Annotated in this window: 15 protein-coding genes and 2 tRNA genes; 6 read left to right on the forward strand and 11 right to left on the reverse strand. The window is 37.0% G+C overall.

Annotation, left to right across the window (positions count from 1 at the left end):
* Positions 1 to 45 precede the first annotated feature (45 nt).
* The 3 genes from M030_RS0118660 to M030_RS0118670 form a co-directional block, all read right to left on the reverse strand.
* Positions 46 to 330: a hypothetical protein gene (locus M030_RS0118660; RefSeq protein WP_027374886.1), complete on the reverse strand. Its 285-nt coding sequence runs from the start codon at positions 328 to 330 to the stop codon at positions 46 to 48.
* An 87-nt stretch (positions 331 to 417) separates the two neighbouring features.
* Positions 418 to 1245: an SOS response-associated peptidase gene (locus tag M030_RS0118665; RefSeq protein WP_027374887.1), complete on the reverse strand. Its 828-nt coding sequence runs from the start codon at positions 1243 to 1245 to the stop codon at positions 418 to 420.
* Positions 1246 to 1249: 4 nt separating this feature from the next.
* A complete protein-coding gene (locus M030_RS0118670) occupies positions 1250 to 1468 on the reverse strand; it encodes a hypothetical protein (protein WP_027374888.1) in 219 nt (72 codons plus the stop codon).
* Between the two features lie 123 nt (positions 1469 to 1591).
* Here M030_RS0118670 and M030_RS0118675 point away from each other — a divergent pair, with 123 nt between their 5' ends.
* Together M030_RS0118675 and M030_RS0118680 are read left to right on the forward strand one after the other, a co-directional pair.
* Positions 1592 to 1960, forward strand: a complete 369-nt coding sequence (locus M030_RS0118675; protein WP_027374889.1) for a hypothetical protein — start codon at positions 1592 to 1594, stop codon at positions 1958 to 1960.
* A 21-nt stretch (positions 1961 to 1981) separates the two neighbouring features.
* On the forward strand, positions 1982 to 4303 hold the full coding sequence (locus tag M030_RS0118680) for an AAA family ATPase (RefSeq protein WP_027374890.1): 2322 nt from the start codon (positions 1982 to 1984) through the stop codon (positions 4301 to 4303).
* Positions 4304 to 4435: 132 nt separating this feature from the next.
* Here the strand turns inward: M030_RS0118680 and M030_RS24510 are convergent, their stop codons facing one another.
* The 4 genes from M030_RS24510 to M030_RS0118700 are packed head-to-tail and all read right to left on the reverse strand — an operon-like array spanning position 4436 to position 9408.
* On the reverse strand, positions 4436 to 4921 hold the full coding sequence (locus tag M030_RS24510; RefSeq protein WP_051585173.1) for a Mov34/MPN/PAD-1 family protein: 486 nt from the start codon (positions 4919 to 4921) through the stop codon (positions 4436 to 4438).
* Between the two features lie 2 nt (positions 4922 to 4923).
* Entirely contained in the window at positions 4924 to 6813 is a 1890-nt protein-coding gene (locus M030_RS0118690) for a ThiF family adenylyltransferase (protein ID WP_081806358.1), read from the reverse strand.
* Complete coding sequence (locus M030_RS0118695) at positions 6716 to 7861, reverse strand: SMODS domain-containing nucleotidyltransferase (RefSeq protein WP_027374892.1); 1146 nt, start codon at positions 7859 to 7861, stop codon at positions 6716 to 6718. Before M030_RS0118695 ends, M030_RS0118690 begins: the two co-directional genes overlap by 98 nt.
* Positions 7862 to 7881: 20 nt before the next feature.
* Positions 7882 to 9408: an SAVED domain-containing protein gene (locus M030_RS0118700; RefSeq protein WP_027374893.1), complete on the reverse strand. Its 1527-nt coding sequence runs from the start codon at positions 9406 to 9408 to the stop codon at positions 7882 to 7884.
* Positions 9409 to 9805: 397 nt separating this feature from the next.
* Between M030_RS0118700 and M030_RS0118705 the strand changes: the two genes are divergently transcribed.
* Together M030_RS0118705 and M030_RS24515 are read left to right on the forward strand one after the other, a co-directional pair.
* Positions 9806 to 10024: a hypothetical protein gene (locus M030_RS0118705; protein ID WP_027374894.1), complete on the forward strand. Its 219-nt coding sequence runs from the start codon at positions 9806 to 9808 to the stop codon at positions 10022 to 10024.
* Positions 10025 to 10244: 220 nt separating this feature from the next.
* The gene (locus M030_RS24515) at positions 10245 to 11888 is read left to right on the forward strand and encodes a recombinase family protein (RefSeq protein ID WP_051585174.1); all 1644 of its coding nucleotides are present in this window, start codon (positions 10245 to 10247) and stop codon (positions 11886 to 11888) included.
* A 418-nt stretch (positions 11889 to 12306) separates the two neighbouring features.
* On the opposite strand, the gene M030_RS0118715 is transcribed toward M030_RS24515, so the two are convergent.
* Positions 12307 to 12380: transfer RNA gene (locus M030_RS0118715), tRNA-Arg, on the reverse strand.
* 9 nt (positions 12381 to 12389) lie between these two features.
* Positions 12390 to 12464: transfer RNA gene (locus tag M030_RS0118720), tRNA-Pro, on the reverse strand.
* A gap of 333 nt (positions 12465 to 12797) precedes the next feature.
* On the opposite strand from M030_RS0118720, the gene M030_RS24520 reads away from it, so the two are divergent.
* On the forward strand, positions 12798 to 13319 hold the full coding sequence (locus M030_RS24520; RefSeq protein WP_034722862.1) for a thermonuclease family protein: 522 nt from the start codon (positions 12798 to 12800) through the stop codon (positions 13317 to 13319).
* A gap of 130 nt (positions 13320 to 13449) precedes the next feature.
* Positions 13450 to 14745 (forward strand): hypothetical protein, encoded by a 1296-nt coding sequence (locus M030_RS0118730; RefSeq protein WP_034722864.1) that lies wholly within the window; start codon positions 13450 to 13452, stop codon positions 14743 to 14745.
* Positions 14746 to 14945: 200 nt separating this feature from the next.
* Here M030_RS0118730 and M030_RS0118735 read toward each other — a convergent pair whose 3' ends face one another.
* Positions 14946 to 15770, reverse strand: a complete 825-nt coding sequence (locus M030_RS0118735) for a 5'-nucleotidase, lipoprotein e(P4) family (RefSeq protein ID WP_027374896.1) — start codon at positions 15768 to 15770, stop codon at positions 14946 to 14948.
* Positions 15771 to 15835: 65 nt separating this feature from the next.
* On the reverse strand, positions 15836 to 15949 hold the full coding sequence (locus tag M030_RS25320) for a GIY-YIG nuclease family protein (protein ID WP_115596894.1): 114 nt from the start codon (positions 15947 to 15949) through the stop codon (positions 15836 to 15838).
* Between the last annotated feature and the right edge of the window lie 33 nt (positions 15950 to 15982).

The raw sequence follows: 15982 nt of genomic DNA on the forward strand, positions 1-15982 counted from the left end.
AATACAAGCTGCCTAAGGGATATTACTTAATAAAACTGGACCTTTCTAAAAAAGTCCAAATTTATTGATCGCAGCTTCCTCTGGTGTACGTCCAAGTTCTTCCTGAAACAAAGTATAAGTTCCATTATAGCTTGGATTTTTACAGTCGATCAAAAGCCTCGTACGGTGTCCTTCTTGATAAACCTCGACCAATTTACAAGGAACTGCATAACCCGTTTGAAATGAGACATAATACTTTTCACCAACAATAAACTCAAAAGGTTTCCAAGACTTAAGATCTTTCAAAGGCTTGATATCTTTATCAACTTTAATTCGTGCTGTACTTTCCATAATATCGATTTGCTTATAAAATTACAAAATAAGGAAAAGCAAACCATTAAAAAAGTTGCATCATTTAGTTTGTATTGATGATTACTTTTAAACTTCATATGATAACTCCGGGACTTCGGAATAGACAAATGCTTTTGATGGGCTTCCTGTTGTTCTGAAGTCTTTTTCAACCGTATAGGCATCCATGTCAGAAGCTTTAATCTGATAAGTTGCAATTTCTGTGATTCGCTGCTCTGTTAGATCTTCCATCATCCATTCCCATGCAAGCTCGTCAGGAAGCATTGTTGGCATTCTGTTCTTTGAGTTATGAATCTGTCTCATCAATGAATTGGCCTCGGTGGTTACAAGGGCAACAGTATCGACGGTTTCCCCTGTGTCTTTATCAGTCCAGTTCTGCCATATGGCCGCGATAAAAAAATATGCCTTGTCCTTTAAGCCGATATGGTATGGATATTTATCAGCTGTTTTAAGTGGCAGGTTGGTTTTTTTGTTCAGTCGATGGATATGGCGCCATTCATAGAACTCACTGGATAAGATCAGACATCTTCTTTCCAGTGCTGCCTTCCGGAACATTTTTTCACGGCCAGTATTTTCATCGATCAATATTAGTTCTTCGCCTTTTGCATTCAATGTCGTGTAGGGCTGACGCCATTTACCGGTACTGTCCTTGTAACCAAAACGCATTTTTTTGACATCTTCTCTGTTTTTTATATAGGATGGTATAAAGCCCCATTCCATCTGTACGATATCGAAATTACATCGGTCTTCGGTGGGTCTTAAAACAGCAATATTTCCGTAATTAAAACCTTCATGTATTTCCTGATCAAGGAAATCATAGTTCATAACGGCTTTTTCAAGATCCATTAATCTGATGAATTCTTCCCTTGAAACGCGTTGTCCATTGTAATAACACATAGTTTTATTCTTTTAAGTGTTTACTAATTTCTTTTCCAAACTCTTCGGCCTCCTTCTGACGGCCCTGCGGAATGCTTGTCCATGTATCGCCATTCCATGTTTTCGCGCGCGCAACGACCAGGGGTTTTCTATTATCAGCAAATGAAAGCCTAAAGACCTGCTGGCCATTTACAATATGTTCAGATACAGCAATTTTCAAGCCTTGAATTTCAATTTCAAACATATTTTTTTATTATGAGGTCTGTATAGTCCTACTTAAATTTAAGAAAATATTTAGAAAGGTTTTAAATGTGTTTGGTATCCTTTGAAATTTTCATAAATTGCTTTAAAAGCTATATAATCTATTATGAAATTAAAAATCAACCAAGTGGTGGACTTTGGTACATTGGAAAGTGAGCGTGTTGAATTATCGGTTTTGGAAGATACAAATCTGTATTACTTTATCATTTCCGACACAACATATCTTGATGAAGGTAAAATTTCCAACAAAATGAGGCACACTTTCTGGTTCAAGCCCCAGGAAGTAAAAAAAGGTGACGAAGTGGTCCTCTATTCAAAAGTTGGCATTAAAAGATCAACTGATATCAATGGTGGAAAAAACAAAAAATATTTTATCTACTGGGATTTAAAGAGTTCCGTTTGGAATAATTCAGGTGATGCGGCCGTTTTATTTGAGGTAAATACTTGGAGAACTACTAAGGTTGCAGAGAATTAATCTTACTAATAAAATTTGTTAATGTTACCAGTAAACATTTTTGGTCTTAAAAATTTCAGAATTTTTGATGATCAGCAAGGAATTCTTGAAAACTTTTCTGCGATAAATTTATTAACAGGTACGAATAATTCAGGGAAAAGTTCAATAATCAAAGGACTACAGCTGTTAAAAAATAGCGTTAGTGCTAAAGTTTTTCCTTATGAACTCGACCTCACGGAACAGGAACACCTGCTGGGAAATTTAGAAAATGTACTTTACAAGAAAACAAAGAAGAAAATAACAGTTTCGCTGCCCTTTAATTTCCTTGGGATGAGGCATGGAGTTATCTCACTTACGTTTGTGGTACTGCCAGCTGATCCTTACAAGGCGAAATTAAGGGAGGTGCAGCTTTCTGACGCTCTGGATGGCGATGTTCTCCTTTCTCTTGCTTATAAGAATGCTTCCAAAGCTGACAAAGACAGAGATCTGAGAAAGTATAAAAAAGATATTGAAGAGTACGAAAAGCTGAAAGCCGATCCAGCCTACAAGAAGAGGGATTTTTATACTAAATACGGAATTTTTGGGAAACCCGATGGAGAACCTCCAATAGGTTTTGTTAATTGGCGGATCGATACTGCAAAATTAAAATCCATTTTAAGCGACGGCTTGGAAATTTATGATGTTTATCAAGATAATCAGTACGATAAAGTTTGGTTGGAAAATGCCTTAGAGAAGGAGGGTTTTCGAGTTATTCCGTCTATATTAATGAGCTCATTCAAGCCCGTGGCTGATAGAGGATCATGGGAAAGTTTTCTTAATAAAGGCTTAAAGAAGAAAATACTTCGGGGGTCCTTAAAAGTTTCAGATCGAGACTTTGATCCCCCTGAATTTTTTTATCCACAACTGGAGATTGAGGGTGTTTTTTATTCAAGCTGTCTTGAGATCTTAAGGGACAATCTAAAATGGATTGATGTTGATACTAATAATCAAAGAAACTACAATGTTATTGAGCATGCATTTATACAGACTATGTCTCACTTAGAGCAGCGTCTGTTTTCGGTTAATTACCTTTCTACAGTAAGGGAACAGCATGTAAGAATTTATAATGCATCTTTAAATACTCCTTTCATTAACCTACTAAAGGGCTTCCTTCCATTACAGGGTGATAGAAATTCATTTTTAAATAGATATTTACAAGCTTTTGAGATCGGGAGAAGGATTTATATAGATTTTAAGCAAGATTACCAGTTAATTTTTGTTTCTGTAATTGATTTGAATGGCGAGAAACGCGAGCTTGTGGATTTTGGTTACGGGATAAAGCAGCTCATTTTATTGCTCATTCAGATTTGTGTTCAGGCCGAAAAAAATAAGAGGGAAGTCCAAGTTTATGATGGAGATGGTGAATATTGGAGGGAAATTTTTGAGCCTAGCCTGTTATTGATCGAAGAACCAGAGACGAATTTACATCCGAAATGGCAGTCCCTGCTTGCAGAAATGTTCTTTGAAGCCAACAAACAATTCAATATACAGCTGGTTATCGAAACTCACAGTGAGTACTTGATTCGTAAGTTTCAAAATTTGGTAGCAGCGCAAAATGCTGTTGACCTTGTTAAAATTTTTTATCTTCGACATTTTAAGAATATTAATGGTGGGAATAAACAGGTTGAAGTTCTTGAAATTCAACATGATGGAAGTATAGCGTTCCAAGTGTTTGATGGTGGATTCTTCGACGAATCAAATAATTTACAGTTGAGCTTACTCAATATCAGGAGAGATAACTTTGTGTTGGAATTTGAATCGATGAAGACGAATCTGGAGGATAGTGAAGAAAAAATTTCTAGATTGGAGGAAAAGATTGACGAGTTTGACGCGAGAATGGATATATCCCTTTATCAAGCAAACTTAGAAGTTTTATTCGATACGTCGAAGCTCGAAACTACAACGGTCAAATATTTAGCATCAGGTCAGTTCTTATTAAATACGATTATATTGTCAAGTGACTTTTCTCCAGTTATACTGCAATATGGCAGAGCTCTTGAAAATGAGTTGAAAAAAGTTTTTTACAGAGTCGATCCTGTTAAAAAATGGATGTTAGGAGGTATGCAATCGTCTTTGGAAAAATTTAAATTCGGTCGGAGTTCTTTAACCCCGGGCTGTTCTTCAACTGAATTTGCGATTCTGGTAACCCAATTGGCAGATATTTTCAATACGCCGAGGGATTTGCTGATTGAAAAGATCGATGATCTCAGGATACGCAGAAATGCCGTAGCGCATGCCGGACAGTTAAAATCAAAAGTTGATGCTGAGCAATATTTACTGGATGTAAATGAATTTTTAAGTGAATGGATAAATCAGACTAAATAATAGGTGTATTTTCGATTTCGTTGATGTCGAAAAAACGCAGAAAGTTTTCTTCTTGATCTTTGCAAAATTAAAGAATGAAAAAACTATGAAATTCGGGGAAATACAAGTGAAACGGGATCATTTTAATTTACATCAGGGGGTTATTCTTTCTAGCGGATGAAACTCAATTAAATTTTGCCCTTTTAAAGACGCAAAAATACGGTTTATGAAGCTTTTTCCGTCCATTCCGATAATAATCATCAATGGTTCTGGACAATGATATTTATGATCGGTGGATATTTTCTTAATCTGGTTGATATCTTGGAAGCTTGGGTCGGGTAATGCGTAGGGATGATAATGCCATTCTCCGAGGTAATACTGACCTTTTTTCCAGTTGGTGTCTAAGGTTTTTTTTAATCCCTTCGTTCCTCTGAAAAATGTTGTTCTACCATGTTTAGAGTCACTGGGTGGACCGGTGACAGCCGTAATTTTTGCGGACATGTTATTGTCCGTGTATAGTCCGATTAGTATTCCTCCGGTTTCTAAATGTCCGGACTGGGTGCAATACGTTTGTAGTTCAAAAAGTAGATCTTCGGAAAGATGAATTTTTAAATTATTTTCAATATTAGCGTAGACCATCGTTATTCTTCGAATATTTTGATACCTATAAATGTATCGTTGTTGTTATATTGTTTTTGGATGATGGTTAATTTAGCTGTGTCACCATCAAAAATCTGCTTTTCAAAACTTTTCACTGCGGCACCTGCAAGCATTTGTATGTCATCTATTCTAGCAGGGAATAAGGGGTGCCAACAACCGATACCTTCAATTAATTGTTCTTCTCCGCTTACCTTTTTTGCATCCATTTCCAGCCACTTCTTAGATTTTGCATTAAAGTCACTTAAAAAATTTTGTTCTCCCCTGCTAAGGCGACTCATATAGAGGTACAAAGTGTCTGCCATGTAGCCTGTTGATATGGATGTAAACAAACATGTGCAATCCACCAAACTGTCATTGAGAAAAGCAATGACGGAATCTTGACCAGTCGCTTCAATAATAATATCAAAATCTGATAAGGTTAGCTTATTTTGACTGATGGCCTCCTCAAGTGAAGAATTTTCATATGTGCTATGTACAGAAGGGAATATGCTGTTCAGATGATTTGATAATGCTTCGGCTTTCGGAACACCCACAGAGTCTAGAGTCAAAACGTGGCGCGATAAATTTCCTGCTACCACCGTATCAGGATCTATTACTTTAATTTCGTTCATACCAAGCCTCACCAGTGACTGAATGAAAATTGAGCCGACAGATCCTGCACCAATTAGCAATACTTTTATTTCCGACATATTTTTTGTCATTCTACCTCTATTTGTTAATTGTTCCTGACTCCAATTATCTGTTTTGATCCAGTTTATTCTTTTATTAGGCTGTAAGGCCAGTTTAATAAGATGTTTTGATAAGCCGATAGCATTGGGACGGAATCCTTTTATTTTTGGTAATTGTGGATATGTGAACGCAAACCAATGCATTAAATGATGGTCCTGTCCGATCCGCTCTGCCACAGGAAAACCTAAAAAAACAACATTAGGATGTAAGCCTTGTCTCTTTAGATTCTGTGTTTGTCGTACAAAAGTTGATAGCAGATCAATTTTTTGAAGATTTAATATCTCAATTAATTCTCCAAAAGTAGTGGGAATCTGCCACGGGCTAATTACAGGAATATTGTCAAGAAGTAGCCAAATACCGTGCTGATGACCGTTTTGGTTATCTGTAATGTATTTACCCCAATCCGGCTCCAGGCTAAAATTGTCACTTTTGAATTGAAGGACTGCATAAATATCCTTCCTCAATTGCTTGTAAGTGAAAGTTCCATCCTTATAATCACTTTTACACCAGCTGTCAAAAGTAGCCCTGCTTTCGTTAAAGAAAAGCTGGTATTTTTGTCTTGGTGGGAATGCTGGCAATTCAAAGGGATCACCATTTTCAACCAAAGTATTATTGCTGGCGGCGATCAGCCAGCTTTTACATCTATCGATATGCCAATAAAGTCTGGATGTTGCGGATTTCGGTTCAGTAAGATATTGTTTTCTTCCCCAGCTTCCTTGACTCTCGTCGAGACATAATTTACCGCTGGACCATGGTCGATCTTTAACGATATGATTAAAATCCTGATGTTGAAAAGTGGTTGTAATGCCATCTTTGCGGTCAGGCACCACCAAAATATTGCCTGCGGGATATTTATGGTCAACTAAAACATGCCAAACGGTTTCGTTTGGCACTAGGTCTTGGTCTGAGCTTTCAATGGATATCTTAAAGGTCATTTTCCACTTTTTTACAAAGTGGTTCCAGACCAAGTCCTCCAGCATTTGATAACCTTTAATATCCTCCAGTCGTCTACGAGCAGCTTTTAATATTTCGGTAGGCTCCAAATTATGCAAATCTACCTGGTCCAGCATCTGTATTCTCTTTTCTTGTTGTAAACCCAGCTGAGCCAGAGGATAGCGTATTTTTAGTGTCATCTCCGTCATAAGATGGAAATTTATCACCAAAGAATTCTCTCCACTTTTCTACTTGCTCCTTTAAAGTTTCAGCCTCCAATGCCTCCTTCGCCAAAGCTGCATATTCTTCCACAGAATCATAAAATGAAATAAAATCATCATTGGAAACTCTTTTCCACACATTGTGTTCTGGTACACCTCGGTCAGGTAGGACAGGAGTAGTCCCCCATAATCTCTCTGAACTGTAGGTGTCAACTATTCCCTGCAGTGTCTTGTAAACACCTTCGGCAACAGAAGTGACACCGTCCGGACAGCAATCACCGATCATGTGTTCAATTGGATAACCTTTTGGATATTTTAGGTCAGTCAGCTTCAGCGTCCTCCACCATTTTAATGCTTTAACAATATTTACAAAATGCTTGTTTGTATTTTTATTCTTGTCTCTAGTCCAACGGATCTGCTCTAGTGGATGAGTTTGGTCCCAAGAATCAGCTTCACTGTCCGGAATCCATAAAGGCTCCATTTTCCACTCCGCTTGGTTTTTTACAGATTCTGCCAAAAAATTAAAAGATTTCATAGGATCAGGATCGCTCCATCCTTTTGTCAGGCGCCATTCATAATCGTTGGTAAAATCTTCAAGCATTAGACTTGAGGTCACACTGCTTGATTTTAGAAGTTCTCTATCTGATTCAGACGGAGCAGAAGTTATTACAATATCCAGATCGACGTAAGATAGTTCAATTCCAATTGATCGACCTTGAATTTCATACTTTCCCTTATAATGTTTTTCTACGAATGGGATAAATTTTTCAATGGCCTGCTGAGGTGTAATTTCATTTCGGTCCAGGTTGGTGACTACTATCACATCAACATCTGCGCGTTTACCATTTAAAGGTCGGACAGCTGTAGACCTTCTGTAACTACCCTGTAGGAATGTTGAAATAATGATGTCCTTAAGTTCATCATCTGTATTAAGACGGTCACGTAATGTTTTATGTCCTCTTTTTAAATCCTCTTTTTGAGAAGATGTGAGTCTAATATTTGACAAAAAGTCATTGAAATACGAATTGATTTTCATGTAGGTTTAATATTAAGTTATTATATTTCCAAAATGGCATGATACCCACCATTTCGTTGTTGTTCAAAGTCAAACTCATATAGCACCACTTTTCCAAGTAAGCTGATCTTCTGGCCAAGATAGAAAGCAAGGGCATTTGGTGCGGCAATAAATACATGAACTTTCCCCATCACTGAGCATTTACGTTTCACCGTTTTAACTGTATTTATTAGTTCTTCGAGTGCTGAAACTGCGTGATTGGCATTGATTAATGAGGTAGCTCCAATTTTTGGCAGTATGGTTGCGTGGACAATTGCTTTGACGTGGGCGAGATTTTCTTCGACAAATGCATTTACATCTTCGATTATGTTATGTGTCACGTTAATTGACAAGACCGTTTCGTCACCGTGTTCATTGAGCTGTTCCTCTGTGATTGTCCAAAAAGGTGCAGCCTGTGCTGGTGTGGTTTCTGTATCGGCTTTCCATAACTTCTTACCATTAAATGTTTTTTGTACAAGTGTAATTTCTGGAACGCCATATTTAGGATTGAGCTGAGATCCTAATAAGGTTGCTAGGGATAGGTGCGTATCTAGATGTAATAGGACAGGTTTTTTATTTTCAATTATTTTCTCTGCAGTGGCCTTTATTTGTTCGTTAATGAATTCCATTCCAGCATATTCTTCCAAAATAAATCTACTCGAAAAGCAGTGAAGAAAACAGCTGATTTGATCAACTTCATTATGCAAATTTTCTGCACCTTTTCTAAAGCTACGCACCCCTACCTTAAAATAGTTTTCCTCATCAGTAGCCTTCCCAATATAAAGTTCCTCAGCTTTTAAAATGTCGAATAGCTCATCTTTAGTAAAGATATTTTTGCCTGATGCGTGCAATTTTTGAATAAGGTCATTATATTTGCTGGAGTGTTGATCTGCAGGTATAGGTTTCAAACCCGAAAGTAAAAGATTAGAATTTAGTTGATCCTTTACATGGCGTTCATCCCCAAAACTGTGCATTATTCTTAACGGTGCCAGTATTTCCCGCAATTCATCATCGCTATGAATTTCAAGATGAGCCTTCCAAGCTTCCCTTATTTTACCATTTGTGGATTTCGGTCCTTTTTTAAAAAGATTATCAAGTCGAATACCTCCATTATTACCAAGTAATAGTCGTAGATTATCACTGTGGTCCAAGCCCCAGGTATTTACGATATTGTACCGTTTAGAAGCAAAATTAGTTGGATCACTTTTATAATTGTTATGTAATCTCTGTAAAATTGATTCTGTCTTATTTCCAATAAATTCCGGGTCCATTAGCGCGTCGCAAGTAAATCCTCTTTTGTGGTCAACATGGAATTTTACTTGGTAGTAGTCTTCTGTCACGTCATACCCTGATTCTTTGGCTGCTGGCTCATAATATACCACAACGTCGTCGAATCCAAAGGTAGAATCCATTTCCCATGCAACTTTTTTGATGCATGTATGTGGAAGATTTAATCCACAGGCTTTTAGCCAAAAAAATTTTGATTGGAAGTCGTCACCGCTCTGTCTTGCAATTACACTGGTTGCCATATGTTTATAATTTGTAATTTGTAGATCACAGTAATTATGCCCTAAGTTTTTTAACGACAAATTGTCCCATTTATACAAAAATCCTTGTCCTTACATTTGGAATTTTACCTAATTTGAGCCTTCATCCATCCAATCCTTAAGGCCAATATGTCAGTTAAAAAACAATGCCTTAGAGAGTCGAGAAAAATATCCATCTACTTAATAATTATCAGCTGTTATTTTGAATATGCTTTTATACACTAAAATAGGTAAATGTATTTAAAAGCATTTACGGTTTTCCGTAATGAAATGAAAGCAAATATTCATAGGAAATTGTAGGAAAAGTTAGTCACTTTATTTCCATTCTTGATCTGTTGGGAATATTTTAAGATAGCTTTACCTTAAGGTTTCAGCTAATATGAAAAAATATGGAACTTCCAAAGCAAGCAAAAAATTCAACCTTGAGATGTTGAAGCAATCCGCTTTTATTGAGCTGGAAGAAATTTCCCTAGACGAGTTTATGGAGGCTGTCCGCAAAACCGGTAAAAAAGTTAGCGAAGAAGAAGCTATCGAAATGCTCGATTTTTTACATATGCTAACAAGGGTCACCATTAAACAGTACTTCTCTCCGGAATAATCTATTTTTTGTAATTTTGTAATGACCTTCGTGGTGATAAAATATTAGCATTCAGCTTATTGGTTTAACCGCGATAACCGAGATTATAAATAATGTTCAATGAGAAAGACTAAGTTATTTGGGACAGCTGATTTACATTTCAGATTTCCGTCCTATAAAGACGAGGACAGCAGTCCAGTCATGTTAATTCCTAAAATTATTCAAAGTTAAATGTATTAGTATGAAAAAGAACTATGGCAGCAAAATAGCCGATTTGTATATTCGTGTATCTACAGATGAACAGGCTGACAAAGGTTATTCACAAAGAGACCAAGCAGAGCGGCTAAAGGGATATTGTGCAAAGTACGGTATTGCAGTTCAGAATGTAATATTTGAGGATCATTCAGCTAAAAATTTTGAACGACCTGAATGGACCGCTTATCTGAAAAATTTGAAGAAAAGAAGTAAGAAAGATCGGGAGCCACGGTTAATCCTATTTACTAAATGGGATCGGTTTAGTAGAAATGCTGGGGATGCATATCATATGATCAGTGTTTTGGAGAGCTTACAAGTAGAGCCTCAAGCAATAGAACAGCCTTTAGACCTTAAAATCCCGGAGAACAAGATCGTACTGGCGATATATCTCTCAACGCCGGAAGTTGAAAATGATAGGAGGGCTCTGAATGTATTTTATGGAATGAGGAGGGCACGAAAAGAAGGCCGGATTATGGGCACACCGCCGTACGGATATATAAACAGATGTACAGAGGATGGAAGGAAATATATAGGTGTTTTACATCCCGAGGCTGATAATATTATATGGGCATTTGAAGAAATAGCGAAAGGCGAACTGCCGTCTGAGCACATACGCGTGCTGATGAATAAAAGGCAGGGTAAAAATTTGACCAGAAATGCCTTCATGGTTGCTATCCGAAATCCTGTATACACCGGAAAAGTTTTTATTGCGGAATTTGAGAATGAACCTGCACATTACGTTAAAGGGAAACATTTACCCTTAATTAGCGAAGAGCTATTTGAGAAGGTTCAGCGGGTCCTGGAGGGGAAAAGCAGAAAGAGTAGGACTGAGGTCGGAGAGAGCAAGGTTTTGAGCAATGAAAGTTTTCCTTTGCGCGGGATTTTAATCTGCCCTCGCTGCGGTAACACATTAACTGCAAGTACTTCAAAAGGTAACACCAAATTTTATAGTTATTATCACTGTAATTCTAAATGTGGATTCAGACATAATTCTGATGATTTAAACAAAAAGTTTGTAGATGACTTAAGAAAATATGAGATCTTACCTGAATATAAGGACCTGCTAAAAGTAGCTCTTTTAAGGAATTACAAAAAATATTGTGGTAATGTAGATGACGAAAGGAAATCAGTGATGGCAGAAATTGAGAAAGTCAACCAGAAGTTAACTAAGGCAAGAGATCTGTTTTTAACTGATAGATTGGACGAGGATGATTACACTGAGGTCAAAAAAGAATGTAAACAGAAACTTGAAGAACTCGAAGAAAATCTGAAAGGACTTGTTAAAGCGGGTAAGGATCAAGATATCCCAGGCAAACTGTCTTTAGCATTAGATGGTATATCCAATTTAGCGCAGAGATATGTCGAAGGTAGTTTAGATGATAGAAGGAAGATTGCGAGTTCAATTTACTACCAAAAACTGGAGTTTGACGGCAAGACTTTTCGAACTCCTAAATCGAATGCTTTTCTTAATCTTATTAAGCTGAGTAAGAGCGGATTAGAAGGTCAAAAAAAAAGTCATCAGAATTTAGAAAATCCTGATGACCATAGAGTGAGCGCGAAAGGATTCGAACCTTTGACCGTCCCGATTTTTGATCGGGATGCTCTATCCTTGTTGAGGTATTGCTATTAAAAATATACCACAAAAAAAGACCCTCATAATTGAGAGTCTTAAAAGTGAACGCGAAAGGATTCGAACCTTTGACCGTCCCGATTTGTATCAGGATGCTCTATCCTTGTTGAGGTATTGTTATTAAAAATATACCACAAAAAAAGACCCTCATAATTGAGAGTCTTAAAAGTGAACGCGAAAGGATTCGAACCTTTGACCGTCCCGATTTGTATCAGGATGCTCTATCCTTGTTGAGGTATTGTTATTAAAAATATACCACAAAAAAAGACCCTCATAATTGAGAGTCTTAGAAGTGAGCGCGAAAGGATTCGAACCTTTGACCGTCCCGATTTTTGATCGGGATGCTCTATCCTTGTTGAGGTATTGCTATTAAAAATATAACACAAAAAAAGACCCTCATAATTGAGAGTCTTAAAAGTGAGCGCGAAAGGATTCGAACCTTTGACCGTCTGCTTAGAAGGCAGATGCTCTATCCAGCTGAGCTACGCACCCTAAAAAAAGTCGGGGCGGCAGGATTCGAACCTGCGACCTCCTGGTCCCAAACCAGGCGCGATGACCGGACTACGCTACGCCCCGATTAATGGTCATCAATAACGAATTTTACTTCGTTTTTGCGGTTGCAAAGGTACAATACTTTTTGAAATAAAAAAATAAAATTTACGATAATTTTCAATTAATTTTTTGAGATAACGCAGTTCTTACCTTTACCCTGTTAATAACCATTGACTTATCGCGGTATAAAATAGACACCCATTTTTTTGATGATTATCTTCATTTTACAAGGTTCCTGACTTTTAAGGTATAAATAAAACAGTAAAATTCAGATAGAATACAAGTGGACGTCAACAAAACATCGCAAAATAAAAGGTTTTTATCCTTACAAAAAGTACTAATTCCTATCTTTACCCCATGAAACGATTAATGCTAGTGAGTTTATTTTTCCCATTACTGATATTTTCTCAAAACAGTGGAAGGGTAATAAAAATTTCAGATGGAGATACCATTACCGTACTTATAGACGGAAAACGACAAAAAAAATTAAGACTTGCCGAGGTAGATTGTCCTGAAAAAGGCCAGCCGTTCGGAAAAAATGCCAAACAGTTTACTTCAAATCAGGTTTTCGGTAAGACGGTCACTTTTATCGAAACCACTACAGACCGTTATGGGCGCTCTATCGCCAAGGTATACTATGACCAGGATAAATACCTTTCCAAGGAATTGATAAAGGCCGGAATGGGATGGTGGTATTATCCTTATTCTAAAGATCTTTCTTTGGGAAAATTACAGGAAAACGCTCAACGTAATAAGACAGGACTTTGGCAGGATGTGCATGCCATATCTCCCTGGGAATACAGAAAAATGAAACGTGAAGAGTACAAAAATAAGAAATATGAAGCATCCAAAACCCAATGGAAACTCAAAGAAGCTTAGCACAGGAGATCTTTAAATGAATATTTTAGGTTTCTTCTTTGGCATTTTCAATAACGTAATTTGTTATATTTGTAACATTCACATTTCCTTTAGTCTTAACAGGGAAATATGATGAATAAACTAATTAATTATGAGGGCAAGCAAATTTACGATCCTGTGTTTTTCTTTATTTTTTTACTCGATAAACGGACAAAGCCCGCGAATTTCACATGATAGCATTTCCGTTTTTTTTAATGAACTTAAAACAGCTTCTCAGAAAAGTGCTTCGTTATGGAATGAAGCATTATACGGTCCGGTTCTTTTTATTGATCCAAAAACCAGAGATATTTTCGCAAACGAAAAGGATGCAGAAGGGTTACTACAATTAAATGCTGATGTATATACGGGGATTTTACCTGTAAACATTAATATTGCCAATACAGCGATCAATTGGAAGGGAAAAAGATGGGCAATGATTATGTTGCCGCTTCCTGAAAATAAACAGAAAAGGATAGGCTTACTGGCTCATGAATCATTCCACCGTATACAGCCGTTATTAGGATTTGAACTTAACAATACAGAAAATAATCATCTGGATCAAAGAGATGGTAGAATGTATCTCCGGTTAGAACTTGAGGCACTGAAGAAGGCTATTCAATCAGTCTCAGAAAAAGAATTGAAGGAACATCTTACCCGTGCGATGTCTTTTAGAAAGTACCGGCACAACTTGTATGACGGATCTGCATTAAGTGAAAACCTTCTGGAATTAAATGAGGGAATGGCAGAGTTTACAGGCGTAATTGTCAGCAACAGAAATAAAAGGGAAACAGCAAAGTTTCTAACCGACGGGATTAATGGCTTTTTCAATAATCCAACATTTGTCCGGTCGTTTGCCTACCATACAATTCCTGTTTATGGATATTTGCTTTATGGTAAAGATAAAAACTGGAATAAAAACATCACGGCAAAAACAGATTTAACAGATTATTTTGTGAAAGCATTCAAGATCAGTATCTCATCAGATTTAGAAAATGCTGTCAAAAAAGAGTCTTTGTTTTATAACGGTTCATCAATTGCTAAAGAGGAAGGAATAAGGGAAGAGAAGAAAAAAAAACGGATTGCCGAGTATAAATCTCAATTTATTGAGCAGCCTCATTTTGAAATAAAATTTGAGAAAATGAATGTCTCTTTTGATCCAAGAAATATTATTCCGGTAGAAGATAAAGGAACGGTTTACCCTGTAATCAGAGTTACGGATAAATGGGGAGTACTAACCGTTGAAAAAGGAGCGCTGACGAGCCCCAATTGGGATAAAATTTCCATCACCAATCCGAATCAGGCAGAAGACAAGAAAATATCAGGTGAAGGCTGGACACTTGACCTAGCCGATGGTTATATGATAAAAAAGGATGAGGTAACAGGGAACCAAACGTTGGTAAAAAAATAATTCTGTGATATCCTTATCAATACGAAATTAAAGGTACGCATAGAAGGGCAGGAATAAAGAAAATAGATATTTGTAACGTCAAATGAGCGGAAAGAAGTAGGGCGTGTTCCGACGGAATACCTAAAAACCCCACCACTTGATGGGTGAGGTTGCAGGTATTATACAATGTGTTATATGACTGAAAATATGCATCCGAAAATTTAGGGAGTACTTTTCACAGCATTATACATCAATGAATCTTTTTTCTGATCAGTGTAGTCGTATCTATAGTTGTAGAATGAGGATTCCCAGTCTCCATACCCTGTGTTGGGGATGATAATGAACCTTTTACCAAAATCTTTAGCAGAAGATTTTACTGCTGCAGACCTTTCTGCTTCGGTCTTTTTATCAAATATCGCGGCAAAGTCTGAAAGATTATCTCCTAAGAGTAAAACGATATTGTAATTTTTGGCAACATCATTACGACGGTTTTCCTTACTGCTTTCTTTTGACCGAAGAATAAGGTTGGTATCATTTTGAATAGGAAAATTATACTTTTTTAAATTTTTCAGAGTTCCTGCACGCTCATGCTCGGCACGATTGGTAATGTAAAAAACCTGAACGCCTTTGCTTGCTGCATACTGATAGAATTCCTGCGCACCTGTAAGAGGTGTAGCAATTCCTTTTGCCGTCCATTCTTCCCATGTTTTCTGATCATAGTTTTTTCCCATTTTTGAACGCTCAACGGCATAATAGGAATTATCCAGAAAAGTTTCGTCAATATCTGAAACAATAGCTAGCTGCCTGTCTGATTTTTGTGTCAGAGCTTCATCCAGACGAAATTTAGCGATATTGTAAGCTTGCAGACAAAGCGCTTCATATTCTGCGGCTCGTTGCTGATAAAAGGCAGAGTAAATCTTTCCGTTATGTCCCAGATTTTGATAAGGAGCGTTTTGACCTGTTGTGGCAGATGTTGGATTTACTGTCTTACACGAGGTCGTCACAGCAAGTAAACAACTTGCAATAATGAAGTTTAAATTTTTCATTGAATTAAAATAAAGAATGACAAAATTATGACATTTGAATTTGATAGCAGCTATTTTGCTACTATTTAAGATTGTTGTATTGCTTGTTGTTTTCTCAGTCTTTCCTGCAAGTCTTCGCATGAATGTCCGATATAATATTTATCTAAAGACTCTGAATAAAGAATATAGCAATAACACATGAAACGAATATAAAACAAAAAATCTCACCATAG

Source organism: Chryseobacterium sp. UNC8MFCol (assembly GCF_000482305.1).
In the GTDB taxonomy this organism is placed as follows: domain Bacteria; phylum Bacteroidota; class Bacteroidia; order Flavobacteriales; family Weeksellaceae; genus Chryseobacterium; species Chryseobacterium indologenes.